Consider the following 14,985-nt stretch of genomic DNA (forward strand, 5'->3'; position numbering starts at 1 on the left):
AGTTCACCGATACCGGTCCCGAGGCTTACCGATCTCGGTCCCGGAACGCCGGCGTCCCGGAGTCGTGGAGTTCTCGAGAGACGTCCCCGACGCCCTCGCGCAGATCTTCGTGGTAGGCGACGAGTCGATCACGAACCGACTCGTGCTGGCGGGCGAGAATCTGGGCGGCCGACAGCGCGGCGTTAAAGGACTTGCCGGCGTCGACCGCGACCAGCGGCGCTCCCGTGGGCATCCCGATGACGCTGTCGACGGACTTCTCCTGGACCGGAACGCCGATCACCGGCAGCGGATACGCGATCGATGCGGTCATGTTCGGGAGATCCGCGGATTTCCCGCCCGCACCGGCGATGATTACGTCGAGGCCCCGCTCTTCGGCCGTCTCCGCGTAAGTCGTCATTAAGTCCGGCGTTCGATGAGCTGAGGTCACGTAGGTCTCGAACGTGAACCGTTCCGCGGGCGGGTTCTCGAAGTCGGTCTGCTCGGCGAAGCCGAGTTCCTCGACGAACGCGTCGTAGGCACCCCGGCGCGTCCCGCCGGTCATCATCGTCTCGAGGTCGGAGTCGCTGCCCATGACGATCCCGACGTCCGGGGTTTCCTCGGACGGGCGATCCTGTTCGGCCTCGCGGTCCAGGCGCTCGATCAGTTCGCTGACGCTGTCGCTCATAGCTGGTGGTGGTCGGGCGAGTGACTTGAAACAGTGGCAAACGGACCGAGCGAGCGGGACGACCCGCAGTCGGCTGGCTACGTCCGGAACGTCACACGCTCCTCGAGGTCGCGCGCGACCTCCAGTAGCGCTTCGACGTCGGCGTCCTCGGTCTCGCCCGAGACGGTGATGTGGCCCATCTTGCGCAGCGGTCGGGCTTGCCGCTTGCCGTACCAGTGGAGATGCGCGGCGGGCGTCTCGAGGACGTGGTCGATGTCGCTTAACTCCGCGCGTCGTTCCTCGTCGACGTCAGCCAGCAGGTTCGTCAGAACAGTCGGCGAACGCAGCTCGGTCGACCCGAGCGGCCAACCCAGTACCGCCCGCGCGTGCTGTTCGAACTGCGAGCTCTGGGCACCCTCGATCGTCCAGTGACCCGAGTTGTGCGGGCGCGGCGCGATCTCGTTGAGCAGGATTTCCCCCTCGCGCGTTTCGAACAACTCAATTCCGTAGACGCCCCGCCCGTCCATCACCTCGAGCACGTCGCGCGAGACCGCGTGAGCGCGCTCGGTAACGGCCTCGCTCGAGCGCGCCGGAACGACGGTTTCCCGAAGGATTTCGTCCTCGTGGATGTTTTCCCCGATCGGGAAGGTTGCGATTTCGTCCTCGCCCTTGACCGCGATGACGGACACCTCGCGCTCGAAGTCGACGAACGACTCGACCATCGCCGGGCCGGCGACCGACTCGAGGGCGTCTTCGGCGTCAGCTTTCGACTCGACGGGGACGTTCCCGCGCCCGTCGTAGCCCCCGGTGCGGGCCTTCAACATCACCGGCGCGCCGTAGTCGTCGATCGCCCTGCGGACGTCGTCGGCGTCCTCGACCGCGCGGAACGGCGGCACCGGAACACCGGCGTCCTCGAGGTCGCGTTTCTGAACGAGTTTGTCGTGAATGGTCTCGAGCGTCGACGGCTTCGGGTGAACGGGTGTGCCAGTGTCGTCGCTCACCCGCTCCATCACGTCCTGATCCGCGAGTTCGATTTCGAACGTGAGGACGTCGGCGCGCGCAGCGAGTTCGCGGATTCCCGCCTCGTCGTCGAACCCGGCGACGATCTGGTCGCGAGCCACCGGCGCGGCGGGACAGTCCGGCGTCGGATCGAGCACGACCACCTCGATGCCCAGCGGCGCGGCCGCTTCGGCGAGCATTCGCCCGAGCTGTCCCCCGCCGACTACGCCGATCGTCGGTCCCGGCGTCCGTAGCGTCGTCATGCGCGCCGATTCTCGTCGCCCGCGCTTAAGAATTCTCAAATGGGCCGTCGCTCGAGAGACGGGGTAGCGGCTTCGCTTTCCTATAAAAACCTTCGTGCAGAGTGCCCACCTCGGAAATCGGACAGTATTATATATCTATGTGGCAAGCCACGGATAGGAATATGAAATCGAACGTCTCACGACGTCGAGTGCTCGCCGGAGGGGGACTGAGTGTACTCGCGTCGCTCGCCGGCTGTCTCGCGACGGGACGAGGTGAAACGGAGACCGTAACGGAAACGTACGAGACCGACGATCTCAGCTCGCTCTCACTCTCGGCCGAGAACGGGTCGGTCACCGTCGAGGGCAAACAGGGCGACACAGTCGAGCTTCGGGGTCACAAGGCGGCCCCCACCGAGGACGCCCTCGAGTCGCTGTCGATCGAGACCAGTCGCGACGACGGACGTCTCACGGTCGAAACGCAACAAGAGGACGTCCCGTTCCTGTTCGGTCCCGACCCGAAACTTGACCTCGAGGCGACGGTTCCCGACGGCGTTCGGGTGACTCGTGCGGCGACGACGAACGGTGATGTCGAGGTTCGAGACGTGACCGGCGAGCTGACGGCCGACACGACCAACGGCGAGATCGACGTCCAGGGGGTCGACGGGGCACTGGTCGCCGACAGTACCAACGGGTCGGTTCGGGTGACCGGCGTCGACGGCGACGTTCGCGCGGACACGACCAACGGCGACATCGACATCACGGTCGCGGATGGCGACGGCGATCTGACGGCCGAGAGCACCAACGGTGCGGTCACCGTTCGCGCACCTCCCTCGCTCGACGCGACCGTCAGCCTCTCGACGACGAACGGAGCGGTCTCGCTCGAGGGGTTCGACGGTTCGGAGGCCACGAGCGAGGATTCGATCGAGGTGACGCTCGGTGACGGGACACGTCGGCTGCGAGTCGACACGACCAACGGCGACGTCGTGGTGCAGAGCGAAAACGGCGGGTGAGGTCGCCAAACGGGAGGAAGCCGACATCGCAATTGAACGGACTGGACACTCATCCGGTGGCAGCGTGTCGGTACGCGGCCACCCGAGAACGGTACCTCTTTTACCCGCCCTCTCCACCGCTCGCCTATGACCGCGCTCGGACTGGTGGTCGCGGAATTCAACCGTCCGATCACCGAGCAGATGGAGCAGGAAGCGCTCGAGGCAGCCACCGCCGCGGGCGCCGAGGTGTACGAGACGGTCCGCGTCCCGGGAGTCTACGACGCGCCGCTGGCGGCCGACCGGCTCGCGCGCCGCGAGGACGTCGACGCGGTGGCCGTCATCGGGACGGTCATCACCGGCGATACCGACCACGACCAGGTGATCACGGACGCTACCGCCCAGGGACTCACCGACGTGAGTCTCGAGCGCGATACGCCCGTAACCCTCGGCGTGACCGGCCCCGGGATGTCCGCCGCCGAGGCGCGCGAACGCGTCGCAAACGCGGCGAAAGCCGTCGACGGCGCGCTCGATCTCGTTAACGAACTCCCCGACCCCAGTGCTGCCGATTCAGACTAGATCCACAATGACGATGGAATTCACCGACCGCGTCAGCCGAGTCGAACCGTCCGCAACGCTTGCCATCTCCGCGCTCGCCACCGAACTCGAGGCCGACGGCGCAGACGTCGTCGACCTGAGCGTCGGCGAACCCGACTTCCCCACACCCGAGAACATCGTCGAGGCCGGCAAGGACGCGATGGACGCCGGCCACACCGGCTACACCACCTCCGCCGGCATCCTCGAGCTGCGCGAGGCGATCGCCGACAAGCTGGCCGACGACGGGCTCGATCATAGCACGGACGAGATCATCGTCACACCCGGCGCGAAGCAGGCACTGTACGAAATTGTCCAGGCGCTCGTCGGAGAGGGCGACGAAGTCGCCCTGCTCGACCCCGCCTGGGTCTCCTACGAGGCGATGGTGAAAATGGCCGGTGGGGATCTCACGCGCGTCGACCTTTCGGACTCCGACTTCCGGCTCGAGCCCGCACTCGACGACCTCGCGGCCGCGGTCTCCGACGAAACGAAGCTGCTGATCGTCAACTCGCCGTCGAACCCGACCGGTGCCGTCTACTCCGACGCAGCGCTCGAAGGCGTCCGCGACCTTGCCGTCGAACACGACATCACCGTCATCTCCGACGAGATCTACAAGGAGATTACCTACGGCGTCGACCCGACGAGTCTCGGCACGCTCGAGGGGATGGCAGACCGCACCGTCACCGTCAACGGCTTCTCGAAGGCCTACTCGATGACCGGCTGGCGACTGGGCTACTTCGCCGGCCCCGAGGAGCTGATCGATCAGGCCGGCAAACTCCACAGTCACTCTGTCTCCTCCGCCGTCAACTTCGTCCAGCACGCCGGCCTCGAGGCGCTCGAGACCGAGGACGCCGTCACCGAGATGACCGACGCGTTCGAAGAGCGCCGCGATCTGGTCGTCGACGTGCTCGCCGAGCACGACGTCGATGTCGCAGTGCCGGAGGGCGCGTTCTACATGATGCTCCCCGTTGCTGATGACGATCAGGCGTGGTGCGAGGGCGCGATCGAGGACGCCCACGTCGCGACCGTGCCGGGGAGTGCGTTCGGGACGCCCGGCTACGCGCGAATCTCGTATGCGGCGAGCGAGGAGCGGCTCGAGGACGGGCTCGAGCGATTGGCCGAGGAAGGCTACCTGTAACCTCTTTCCGACAGTTATCGGCAGTATTCCCACTTGGGTATACCGTGTTTTCGCTGGCCGCAGCGCGTCGTCACAATCACGACCAGCCGCAGGTTTATATGCGATACCGAGGCCACCCCACTGCATGGATTGTCCGACGTGTGGGAAATCGCTCCGGACGACGCAAGGAATGCGACAGCATCACACGAAGGTACACGGTGATCCGCTTCCGAACCGAACGTGTAGCGGCTGTGAAACCGAGTTCTACGATCCGAAAGCACAGCGAGACTACTGCGAGAGCTGTAATCCGAACGGTGGCGAACACAACGGAAACTGGAGCAATGCCACGGAAACTGCGGACTGTAAACGCTGTGGGTCGACGTTTTCGTATTATCCGTCGTCCAAGAAAGGCGTCTACTGTTCGGAGTGTGTCGAAGCTGCCGAGGGCCTCCTCCCGGACAACTACGCTGTAAAAGGCGACAGAATAACGGTACGGTGCCAGTCTTGTGGGAACAGCCTCGAGGTTCGTCCGGCGAGGGTCGACGAACAGAAACGGGGCTTCTTCTGTACGTTGGACTGTTATGGAGACTGGCTTTCGGAGAATGTCGTCGGCCCGGACCACCATCAGTGGGAGGGCGGTACGATCGAATACGGTCGTCCGTGGTGGCGTATTCGCCGGCGAGCACTCGAGCGAGATGGATACACGTGCCAGTATTGTGGCGCAGAGAAGGCGGAACTCGATCGGAATCCAGATGTTCATCATCTTCAGCCAGTTCGGTCGTACGACAACCCCGAGGACGCACATACGATGGAGAACGTCCTTACGCTCTGCCGGAGCTGTCATCGACGAGCCGAGGAGGGACAGATAGCCGTTTCCCCTCACGCCGAAAAGTAACACTATTGTGATGCCGTCGTCTATTCCCTATCAGGAAGTCCCGTGGTGGTGAACAGTTCCTCTGGAACTGCGATCCTCACGGGGCTTCGAACGCAGTGAGAAGTCCCGTGGTGGTGAGCGAATCCCTTGGATTCGCGAACGACACGGGACGACGAGTGAAACGAGGAGTCCCGTGGTGTAGTGGCCAATCATATGGGCCTTTGGACGTGTCCGGTACGCTCCGTCACGGAAGCGAGCCCATGACGGCGGTTCGAATCCGCCCGGGACTATACCCATTTTGGTGTGAATCCTCTATTTCGAGGTGTTTGTTGCCGGTAGTTGCGGGGGTGGTGGAGTCGATCTTGGCTGATCCTGTGGCGCGCGCGATGGAGGCACCCTGACTGTGGGGTGTGGTTGTGATACGTCACTGTGTCTCGTGACTGTGACGCGTGACTTTCACGGGTGACTGCGAGTTCTTTATTTCACATCTCAAACGTTGCTGATACTTTGTAGCGGGCTTGAGATAGTGGTTTTGATGTCCGCCGAAAAATCGAGAGATGTTAGATGATGAAATAGCACAGGGCTACTTCCCCGACTTGGATGTGACTGCTATCGAGGAGGTGACGATAGTACATGATGCTGGGGATGGTGTATGGATCGTTGGCCATGGTAGTGCGACCGGACGTGCCGCCGAGAAGGGCGATACGCTTGAGGCGCTCGCGGTGGAGTTGCGAGAGAGGGAGTAGGGTCGTCGTTTAATTCACCCACTCACACTGAGGGATGTGTCTTCGGCCTTCTACCACTCACACTGAGGGATGAGTCCTGGCGTTCTAGATCACTCACAACGGGGGGAGCGATTGACCGGGTGTTTGGATGGGTTGTGCCGTTTGACGTCACTTCTGAGGCGACCCTGTGATTATTATCGGTCGGCGAGCATCATTGAGCAATGACTGACGGCGAGCCTGACGTGCAGGAGACTATCGATACTCTGGCTGTGGAGAGTAAGGCGTCGAGAAAGGCGATCGAGGAACTGCTGGATTTGGATGCGATTAGGGAGGGGCACGGAGAGGTCACAGAGGAGATGATTCGTTGGCATGTTGCGAGTGTTGAGCAAACGTATCGGATGTTCGGTCACCACCACGCCGACGGTTGATTCGCTAACGGAACAAATCGATAGTGGGGTGTCCCGGTCTCGCTAACTCTCATTTTATTTGAGAACCGGGTGGTACTCTGGTATACCAACTATCCAGACTGGATTCATGAGTGAGTTAGGCCGTGTCTCCCTCAACGAGTTCTTCTGGATTCAGTCGGTCTGTGTCCCAGGTCACTTCAACGGAGAATTCAACGTTGAAGGGATGCTGGTACCCTTGGACGTGGTCGCCGACAATCGGGTGTGTTGCCGATAGTGCATCGTGCAGGATGCTTCTCTCGGTGCGATTGAGCTCCGGTGCACCGTGGTACTCGATTGTGGTGGTGGGTGAAGTGAAGTGCATCCGATTTTCGCCTCCGATTACGGCAAGACCGCCGTCGATGACGCCGTCAAGCCACCATTCGCCGATGCTCATCTGCCGGTTTTCGATGGCATCGATAGTTTGGTCGGTGTTTGCTGTCCAGTTTTCGACGGTTTCGAGGAGTTCCCGGGCGGCATCGAGATCGAGTTCTTCGTGTTCGACCGATGGGTTCCCGGCGGTGATGTAGTGGATTGTACGTTCTGGGCCTTGCTGGTTCGTGTGTGTCTCGATGAGTAGCCATGCTCCGTGTTTGCGGTGCAGGTTGTAGGTGATTGGGAGGTTGTTGCGTTCCCATTTGGCGACTCGGGTGTTATGGTTGATGCCGATGGCATCGAGTGCATCTTCGGTGATTTTGACTTTGTCACCGGTTTGCTTGCATTGATTCAGTGTTTCGATAGCTTCTTTTGATGTAGAGTATTGATTTGTTTCTTCCATGTTCTACTTAGATGCAGCCCCACGTTGATTTAAGATTGTGAAGTGAAGAGAGATTATTCACCCACATGTGTTCTTACCGAAGGTGGGAGCCTGGGTGAAATGCCCACCAGTCACTGATAAACCTCTGGGAACACCTAACCCACTCACACTGAGGGGTGTTAGCGAGTGCTGGGTTAGTCGTCTTCTTCGTCGAGAAGGATTGCGTGTGCGATGATCTGGTCACCGAGATCTCGCGCAGCGGCAGAATTGAGTGGTACACCGATGGCGATCCGATTGTGATGTGTGACTGTGACGTGTGCGTGTGACTTGTCACTGTGATGGTGCGAGATGAGCCTTGACCACTCACAACGAGGGGTGTGCGATTTCATTTCGACAACGGTGTCCCTATCCACATGAGAATACCCGTGGTGCTCGCCGACCGGTTATAGTCAGTTCCGTTACACGCTGGTATCGACAGAAATCATTCAGAGGTAGATCTGCGCCGTATAGTTCACTCAGTGTTTGCTGATACCACGTCATTCAGACTGTCGCTACTCTCTCTCGAATCTCCTCCCGCTCGGTTCTGTTCAGTCGCCCGTGGAGTTTTGACCTGTGCTGCTGAAGATGACGTATGCCATTTAGTGCAAGTTGGCATACTATTCTCGACAATGCCGAGGAGCTGCCGTCTGATGCAACATTATTCACAGCATTGTCGCGCAAACCCTTCCGTCTGACCGATGTTCAAGAACATCGGATTCTCATCCAGTATCGTGACGACGACAGCACCGTCCCACTCCAGCGTGACCAGTTTGAGACGCTGTTTCAGCGGGTGACAGACGCCACCGGCGGCTTTGACCTTGACCGACTGCCACCGGACGCCGAGCCATACGCGACTGTGCTAAGTCTGCATCCCCGGTTTGAGCTTGACGACCGAGAGGGGACTTTGACGGAGTCAGAGACGCCGACAGGCTCACCGCTGGTTGATGCTCACGACGTGGACAGCGAGAGCGGCGAGCGGGAGGAGCCGGACATCCCAGTTTACGCCGATGCACTCCTGTTGATTGATGCGCTTGAACGTCACGATCCGACCGACTTGGAGGGGATGGAAACTCCCGCGCTAGTCAATCTCTATACGTTTCTCTCGGATGTGCAACGGAACGCTAATGACCTCCGGCAAGACGTGCGTGGCATACTCCTTGATCGGCTTCACCATGACCAGCCCGTCAGCGGCCAGTACGGGTCTGTCCAACGCACGTCCCGACGGAACCGCTCGCTCAAAGACGAAGATGAGGTTCTCGACCTATTGGAAGACGCGGGTATCGACCGCGAGCGTGTGACGAGCGTGGACGTGGACAAGGTCGACGAAGCACTGGAGGTCACTGAACTTGCTGAATCTGATGTGTACGAGCTTGAGGAGAGTGAATACGTCCGAAAGGCCGAGGTATACGAGGAACAGAAAGCGTCTCGACTTCAGGGACTGAAAGACCAGCTTGCTGCCACGGACGAGGATACCGAAGAGCTTCAGCAGGAAATCGAGGAGTTAGAAGCTCGGATTGATGAACTCACCAGCTTCGATTCTGGAACGTCGTTCCACACGAAATCTGGTGGATGAACGAGCCAACCCACATGCTCTAAACGTAGCAGGATCTTCTGGGGGTAGTGCGTTAATGCGACTGGATGAGCGTATTCTCCCGAAGCTCGGTGGATTCGGGACGCTAACCCGCCAAAAGCTTACATGAGAGATCATCAAATATCAGAGTGGAAGGAGTCTTGTCACACGCTCCTTCCACCCCTTTCCATGACTGAGGACACGTCAATACTCGGTCGGTGTCCGGACTGCGACGAGCGGATTCCAAGCGCGTGGCTTCTCGTTGAGTATACGAAAGACGACGGGACTGCGGGTATCTGGGCTGAGTGCCCTGCGTGTGACGATGTGGTGAGGCCCGAGTAACGAGCGAGCGATAGCCGCGCTACTTGACCGGTTTGCATGGATACCGAAACGCATGTGCGACAGTAGAGTCAAGTGTCCTGCCTCGCGTATCTCGTCCAAGAGGCAAATCTGATGGATATCTCGGAGCAACTTCGATGTTTGTTTTCTGCACGGGTTGAGGAACGAGACGGGTCGTATCGTATTGAAGTTCCGGAACAAGAGCTTCAGCTCGGTGAGATACAGGAAAACGAAACATTCCGAGTGGCGATTTTACCGTCTGAGGATAAGAGACAAAACACAGGCAATACATCGGAGCGAGAACGTAGGGTATCGAAGCTCCCCGTCGAAGAAGGTGACACGCGTGATGTGGAGATTGAAGATTTAGGAGAGCAGGGTGATGGGATCGCCCGTGTTGAACGTGGATTTGTTGTTATTGTCCCCGACACGGGACTAGGTGAGCGAGTCTCTGTGGAGATTACTGACGTTCGAGAGAATGTTGCCTTTGCGGACGTTGTAGATCGGTTGAGCTATTACGATTAGTGAGGGTGACCAGGACAACGTCTGTACTGAACGATCCACTCTGTGACAACTTGCGGGATGTGCGCACTGTTCTCATGACCTCCACTGGAATCGATGTTCTCCCGAGGAGCCGATCGGGCGGCGAACAGGCAACGTGTGACTCGTCACTGTGATAGTGCAAGGAGGATTTTCGACCACTCACAATGAGGGTGAGCAGTGCAGTCGTGACACCCACCTCTCCCGCGCACGCCGGTCGGGTAGCGTCACGACTCTCAGTTGTCGCATACTTCTGTTCATTTCACAATCTTAGCACTAATAAAGGCGATCAGTATACCTGCGAATTGACCACTGGAGTTCCTGCCAGTTTCAGAGGATATTCACATCGCCGTGCAAGATACACTGCGTATCTCGGTCACAGGAGTTCCTCGTGAGTCTCAGTCGTCCGATTCGGTAGATACAAAGTGTGTATCATGCAGTCCGAGTCGTTATTCTTGAACTCTGTACCACCACACCCCGGGCACTCTTCGTCTGATGGTAGGGTATCGCTGTCAGGAAACACCGCTGCGAATCTCCCGCATTGCAGACATATCCCCAGATTCATTTCAGGCCACTTCCAGCGACGACTAGGTAGTGCAAAAGCGGTCGTCTTCTTGGCCAGTCTTTCATCTGACTACCTGGTATTGATGACCGCAGACGCAACATCAAGCGATGAGCAGATATAAAGAAGTCGTCCACGAGAGTACCCCTTCTGGTCATTGTGGCTACCTTGAGACACAACGTAGTAAGGCTGATCGGAGCTCTGTGAATTGAGTTGTTCGATATACCAAATCCCGTTCTCGCCTTCGCAGATTGCTGCCCACTCTGTATCGGGAGAGCCTGGATTCGGGAACGTTCTCACGATCGAGATATCGGCTACCAGCTCCCGATCGAGAGCTGTACGCTCCGAACGGCGTGACTTCTCACCCGTCCCAGTATTGGAACCCTTGAGATCCGGGGCAGAAGTTTTGTCATGAACAGTCATCTTCGTCTCCTGTGGTCTAGAATTATCCCGGACACTCATCAACCCAAAACATTATCACACAGATTGATTTTGTGATTAATCGAGTAACGAAAGAAGCCAATATTCGGTCAGACGACCTACCTATCGTTCGGTGCAGGACGTGTACTGCCCGTTTGTCGGCATCCGCCACGAGGGTATGTGATTGTTGCCTGACACCCTCTACCGGTGGCAACTCCTGACCGAACGCCCGCAGTACGGGTACCAGTACAGATAACCGCCTCAGATGCAAAGGCTCTCTCAGCAATCGACATGCGAATCGAGTTTGACGACGGGACGCTGCTGCTCAGGGATGCTCCAGATGCGGTACCCCACGCCGAGTGGGACGACCGCGTCGATGAGTATCGCGCTCAAGCCCGCTTCTATCGCTCTATCCGAGACTGGGCTGGCACGTGGACTGACAGCCAGAGCAGCGACGGGCAACTAGAACTCCAGCAGAGTACACAACCAGATATCGATATTAAGGATGAGGCCCGTGCCTATCCCGACCTCGCCCTCACGCCGAGCGTCCAGATCGAACCCCGCGACTACCAGCAGGCCGCCCTTGACGCGTGGTGCAAACAGGGACGGCAAGGCAGCGTCGTTCTCCCGACCGGCAGCGGGAAGACCTTTCTCGGCATCCAGGCCATCGCCGACGCCGGCGTTGCCACGCTCGTCGTCGTGCCGACAATTGACCTGATGAATCAGTGGCACGCGACGCTGACGAACGCGTTCGGCGACCAGCTCTCAGCAGGTGTCGGTGTGCTTGGCGGCGGTTCCCATGATGTGACCGCTATCACGGTCACCACCTACGATAGTGCCTACCGTTACATCAATGAGTATGGTGACCGCTTCGGGTTGCTTGTCGTGGACGAGGTACATCACCTGCCAGCACCGACCTACCAGCAAATCCCCGAAATGACGATTGCCCCCTATCGACTGGGGCTGACTGCCACCTATGAGCGTGCCGACGACAAGCACGAAGTGCTCAAAGAGCTGATCGGCCCGGTCGTCTACGAGGAAGCAGTGGACGATCTCACCGGCGAGTTCCTCAGCGAGTACGAGACGATTCACCTCTCTGTCGAGTTGACCGAAGCAGAACGAGACACGTACGATGAGGAGTACCAGCTCTACCGCGACTACGTTGACAGCCACGAGTTCGACCTCTGGAAAGAGGAAGGCTATCAGAAGTTTTTGCGGCGGACATCCTACGATCCAGAGGGACGACGAGCCCTGATTGCCAAACAGCGGGCCGAGGAAATTGCTCGCACTGCTGAGAAGAAACTCGACACGCTGGATAACCTCATCAAACGCCACCACGACGACCGCGTCATCATTTTCACCGCCAACAACGAGTTCGCCTACGATATCTCGAAAGAATTCATCGTCCCCTGTATCACCCACCAGACCAAGACTGACGAGCGCACCGAGATACTGGAGCGGTTCCGCGCTGGCGAATACTCGATGCTGGCGACCTCACAAGTACTGGATGAGGGCATCGACGTGCCCGCTGCGAACGTCGGGATCATTCTTTCAGGAAGTGCATCGAAACGTCAATACGCCCAGCGGCTCGGTCGTATTCTCCGGCCCACGGACGACCGCCAACCCGCTCGACTCTACGAAATCATCGCAGCGAACACGAAGGAAAACTACGTCTCTCAGCGGCGCCGTCAAGGGGTGAGTAGTGATGCTGACAGCTGACCTCGCCCGCTCGCGCACAACCGACGAGGCCGTACAGCCCCTATTCATCGACCCTGACGAGCAGCAGTATCGTGAGACTGCCCACGAGTTGATCGACCTCTTCGACGCTCATCTCGGGGAGTCAAAGGGCGACCTCGATGACGCGATTGACGAATTAACCATCGCGGATACCGACTACAAGATCATCCAAGGCTTGGCGAAACTCCTCCGTGACGAATGTGAGTTCGAGACCGTCGCGCCGGTAGCGCCCCGCGAGATTCGCCAACAGCTCTTCGAAAAAGCTAATCAGCAGTATCCAATCGTGCGCCAGCCCACGCTCGGCGAGGATACGCAGAAGCTTGAGGTGTACAGCGGGGTGGCCGATGAGTTGGGCATCTCGTTGGAGGAGTGTTATCGGGGGATGTACGCGGATTTGGAGCGCAACAAGCGTCTTGTTCGATTTGGCAATCGTCTCTACGAGGACTATGCCGCAGACGAGAGCGGGTCATCGACGACCCAACTCACGGGGCAGTCCGACAATCGCTACCAGGAAGATGAGATCACGGTGGACTGGTTGCTCGACCGCTACAATCTCGCGCTCGCACAGGCCGTGCTGTACGACGCCACGAAGAAGCACATCCGCGTGTGGGATCACTTTTCGACGGTGTTCAGCTACATGAAGCTGTTCGGACTGATGCATCGCATCTATCCAATCGATGCAGAGGGCGAGCGTGTGGCCAGCACGGATTATGCCGAGGGGTATGAAGCTGTGTTGGACGGCCCGGCGTCGCTGTTCTCCCAGACCCGCAAATACGGCATTCGGCTGGCGAACTTCCTGCCCGCGCTCGCGCTGTGTGACCGCTGGGAGATGGAAGCCACGATTGCAGACGACGAAGCGAGTAGCCGGACGCGTTCGCTCGCGCTTGACCATACTGACCCACTCAACTCGCACTACAGCGCCGGCGAGGAATTCGATAGCGATGTCGAGCGGACGCTTGCCGAGAAGTGGGAGCGAGCGACCACTGAGTGGGAGCTGGTACGCGAGGACGACGTCTTGGATCTCGGTGAAGAGGTGATGCTTCCCGACTTCGCCGTTGAGCATCCTGACGGTCGCCGCGCAGTCCTTGAGATCGTTGGCTTTTGGACGCCCGAGTATCTCGAAGAGAAACTCTCGAAGATTCGAGCGGCTGATATCGATAACTTGGTGGTCGCTGTGTCGGAGCGATTGGACTGCGCCGAGGAGGACTTCGGCGAGGCCGCCGATCGCGTGCTCTGGTTCAAAACCGGTATCCACGTCTATGATGTCGTTGAGCTGATGGAGGAATATGCGGCCCCGGTTGCTGGCCAGGCCTGACACCTAGATCGGTTCGAGAGCACCCGTCTTGCCCGGTTTGAGAACGTTTATGAAGCAACTGGCGGAAGACTTCCCTGTATGGCAGACCTGATTGTCAAGTCCACCGTGAAGGAATCGCTCAACGAGATGAACGTGGCAGCCGACTTTTACGAGGCCCTTGATGGAGAGGTCACGGAGTTGCTGGAGGACGCCGCACGTCGTGCCGAAGCTAACGACCGCAAGACCGTCCAGCCCCGCGATATCTAATTTGCCAACGACGATCGTTCGATCGGAGGACGCAAAGAGTCAAATCCCATTCTCGAGTAGGTTCTGAAGTCGTGTTGCCCGATGATCTCCCAGTTGACCGTGAAAAACTGCTGACGTGGCGGACAGAGTGCTGGCAGTGCGGCGAGCAAACCCCTGTCGTGTGGCCCCGGGACGACCATCTCGATACACCAATTGGCGGCGTATTGGCCGAGTACGACACGCCGGTTGAACGCGTGTACAGCAACACGCTCGAAAAAGAGGTGTGGGGGAACCTCTGTCAACATTGCGACGCCTACCAGGGCAATCATTATATCGGCGGAGAGGCTCTCGTCAAAGACCCACCCCTTGTGGAATGCCCGAATTGTAGTGAAAAACATGAGTGGCGTCCCGACGAAGGATTGGGCGGAGCCTTCGGTCAAGGATGGGTTTCCTGTCCAGAGTATGGTGATGTGCCGGTCGGCGATCCGCGTGAAGATTGAACCTCGTTCTTGTATGTCCCGACTGATGGCTGGAAGCCCGTTGTGAAAGATCCGCAAGCGTATAGGAGAGGTTCGCAACGGTCATAGAGTTCGGACAGTACCTCCGCTGCTTCATCTATTGGAAAGTATTCATCGTCGTCAAGATTCTACGTCCGGAATGCAATATTGCTCCGATACATTTCCTCTGGATGGGTGAGAAGTCTGGTTACTGTTATAATATCATCTATTTTTGATATGTTGTCTGGGAGTCACGTAACACACACAGTGTATCAGTTCCAGTCTGCGAAATTTCAGAAGGGGGCAGGGGTACCGCAGGTTTTCTCAGGCCATCAAACAACAACAACCTACGCACCGCACCGCG

16 protein-coding genes and 1 tRNA gene are annotated in these 14,985 nt (G+C 58.7%); 14 read left to right on the forward strand and 3 right to left on the reverse strand.

Annotated features, from left to right (window positions below; translation table 11 throughout):
- Positions 1 to 25: 25 nt before the first annotated feature.
- Both ACEWFR_RS09520 and ACEWFR_RS09525 read right to left on the reverse strand, forming a co-directional pair.
- Positions 26 to 664, reverse strand: a complete 639-nt coding sequence (locus tag ACEWFR_RS09520) for an AIR carboxylase family protein (RefSeq protein ID WP_374060797.1) — start codon at positions 662 to 664, stop codon at positions 26 to 28.
- A gap of 77 nt (positions 665 to 741) precedes the next feature.
- Positions 742 to 1,905 carry a 5-(carboxyamino)imidazole ribonucleotide synthase gene (locus ACEWFR_RS09525; protein ID WP_374060798.1) on the reverse strand — a complete coding sequence of 388 codons (1,164 nt, stop codon included), beginning with the start codon at positions 1,903 to 1,905 and terminating at the stop codon, positions 742 to 744.
- Positions 1,906 to 2,066: 161 nt separating this feature from the next.
- Between ACEWFR_RS09525 and ACEWFR_RS09530 the strand changes: the two genes are divergently transcribed.
- The 7 genes from ACEWFR_RS09530 (at position 2,067) to ACEWFR_RS09560 (ending at position 6,608) form a co-directional block, all read left to right on the forward strand.
- Entirely contained in the window at positions 2,067 to 2,894 is an 828-nt protein-coding gene (locus ACEWFR_RS09530) for a DUF4097 domain-containing protein (RefSeq protein ID WP_374060799.1), read from the forward strand.
- A gap of 126 nt (positions 2,895 to 3,020) precedes the next feature.
- A complete protein-coding gene (gene ribH, locus ACEWFR_RS09535) occupies positions 3,021 to 3,449 on the forward strand; it encodes a 6,7-dimethyl-8-ribityllumazine synthase (protein ID WP_374060800.1) in 429 nt (142 codons plus the stop codon).
- A 7-nt stretch (positions 3,450 to 3,456) separates the two neighbouring features.
- Complete coding sequence (locus ACEWFR_RS09540; protein WP_374060801.1) at positions 3,457 to 4,602, forward strand: pyridoxal phosphate-dependent aminotransferase; 1,146 nt, start codon at positions 3,457 to 3,459, stop codon at positions 4,600 to 4,602.
- A gap of 124 nt (positions 4,603 to 4,726) precedes the next feature.
- Positions 4,727 to 5,476 (forward strand): HNH endonuclease, encoded by a 750-nt coding sequence (locus ACEWFR_RS09545; RefSeq protein WP_374060802.1) that lies wholly within the window; start codon positions 4,727 to 4,729, stop codon positions 5,474 to 5,476.
- Between the two features lie 166 nt (positions 5,477 to 5,642).
- Positions 5,643 to 5,745, forward strand: a tRNA-Gln gene (locus ACEWFR_RS09550).
- Between the two features lie 267 nt (positions 5,746 to 6,012).
- The gene (locus ACEWFR_RS09555) at positions 6,013 to 6,201 is read left to right on the forward strand and encodes a hypothetical protein (RefSeq protein ID WP_374060803.1); all 189 of its coding nucleotides are present in this window, start codon (positions 6,013 to 6,015) and stop codon (positions 6,199 to 6,201) included.
- A gap of 200 nt (positions 6,202 to 6,401) precedes the next feature.
- Positions 6,402 to 6,608 (forward strand): hypothetical protein, encoded by a 207-nt coding sequence (locus ACEWFR_RS09560; RefSeq protein ID WP_374060804.1) that lies wholly within the window; start codon positions 6,402 to 6,404, stop codon positions 6,606 to 6,608.
- Positions 6,609 to 6,723: 115 nt separating this feature from the next.
- On the opposite strand, the gene ACEWFR_RS09565 is transcribed toward ACEWFR_RS09560, so the two are convergent.
- Positions 6,724 to 7,401 (reverse strand): hypothetical protein, encoded by a 678-nt coding sequence (locus tag ACEWFR_RS09565; protein ID WP_374060805.1) that lies wholly within the window; start codon positions 7,399 to 7,401, stop codon positions 6,724 to 6,726.
- 610 nt (positions 7,402 to 8,011) lie between these two features.
- Between ACEWFR_RS09565 and ACEWFR_RS09570 the strand changes: the two genes are divergently transcribed.
- The 7 genes from ACEWFR_RS09570 to ACEWFR_RS09600 all read left to right on the forward strand — a co-directional run bounded on the left by ACEWFR_RS09570 (position 8,012) and on the right by ACEWFR_RS09600 (position 14,624).
- On the forward strand, positions 8,012 to 8,992 hold the full coding sequence (locus tag ACEWFR_RS09570) for a hypothetical protein (protein ID WP_374060806.1): 981 nt from the start codon (positions 8,012 to 8,014) through the stop codon (positions 8,990 to 8,992).
- 186 nt (positions 8,993 to 9,178) lie between these two features.
- On the forward strand, positions 9,179 to 9,331 hold the full coding sequence (locus ACEWFR_RS09575) for a hypothetical protein (RefSeq protein WP_374060807.1): 153 nt from the start codon (positions 9,179 to 9,181) through the stop codon (positions 9,329 to 9,331).
- 111 nt (positions 9,332 to 9,442) lie between these two features.
- Positions 9,443 to 9,850 carry a TRAM domain-containing protein gene (locus ACEWFR_RS09580; RefSeq protein WP_374060808.1) on the forward strand — a complete coding sequence of 136 codons (408 nt, stop codon included), beginning with the start codon at positions 9,443 to 9,445 and terminating at the stop codon, positions 9,848 to 9,850.
- Positions 9,851 to 11,138: 1,288 nt separating this feature from the next.
- Positions 11,139 to 12,566, forward strand: coding sequence for a DEAD/DEAH box helicase family protein (locus tag ACEWFR_RS09585; RefSeq protein ID WP_374060809.1), 1,428 nt, complete (start codon positions 11,139 to 11,141; stop codon positions 12,564 to 12,566).
- Positions 12,553 to 13,899, forward strand: a complete 1,347-nt coding sequence (locus ACEWFR_RS09590) for a DUF790 family protein (RefSeq protein ID WP_374060810.1) — start codon at positions 12,553 to 12,555, stop codon at positions 13,897 to 13,899. The genes ACEWFR_RS09585 and ACEWFR_RS09590 overlap by 14 nt, the downstream gene beginning before the upstream one ends.
- 78 nt (positions 13,900 to 13,977) lie before the next feature.
- Positions 13,978 to 14,145, forward strand: coding sequence for a DUF1931 domain-containing protein (locus ACEWFR_RS09595; RefSeq protein ID WP_374060811.1), 168 nt, complete (start codon positions 13,978 to 13,980; stop codon positions 14,143 to 14,145).
- Between the two features lie 71 nt (positions 14,146 to 14,216).
- Complete coding sequence (locus tag ACEWFR_RS09600) at positions 14,217 to 14,624, forward strand: hypothetical protein (protein WP_374060812.1); 408 nt, start codon at positions 14,217 to 14,219, stop codon at positions 14,622 to 14,624.
- The last annotated feature ends 361 nt before the right edge of the window (positions 14,625 to 14,985 follow it).

The organism is Natrinema sp. H-ect4, from assembly GCF_041894845.1.
Classification (GTDB): domain Archaea; phylum Halobacteriota; class Halobacteria; order Halobacteriales; family Natrialbaceae; genus Natrinema.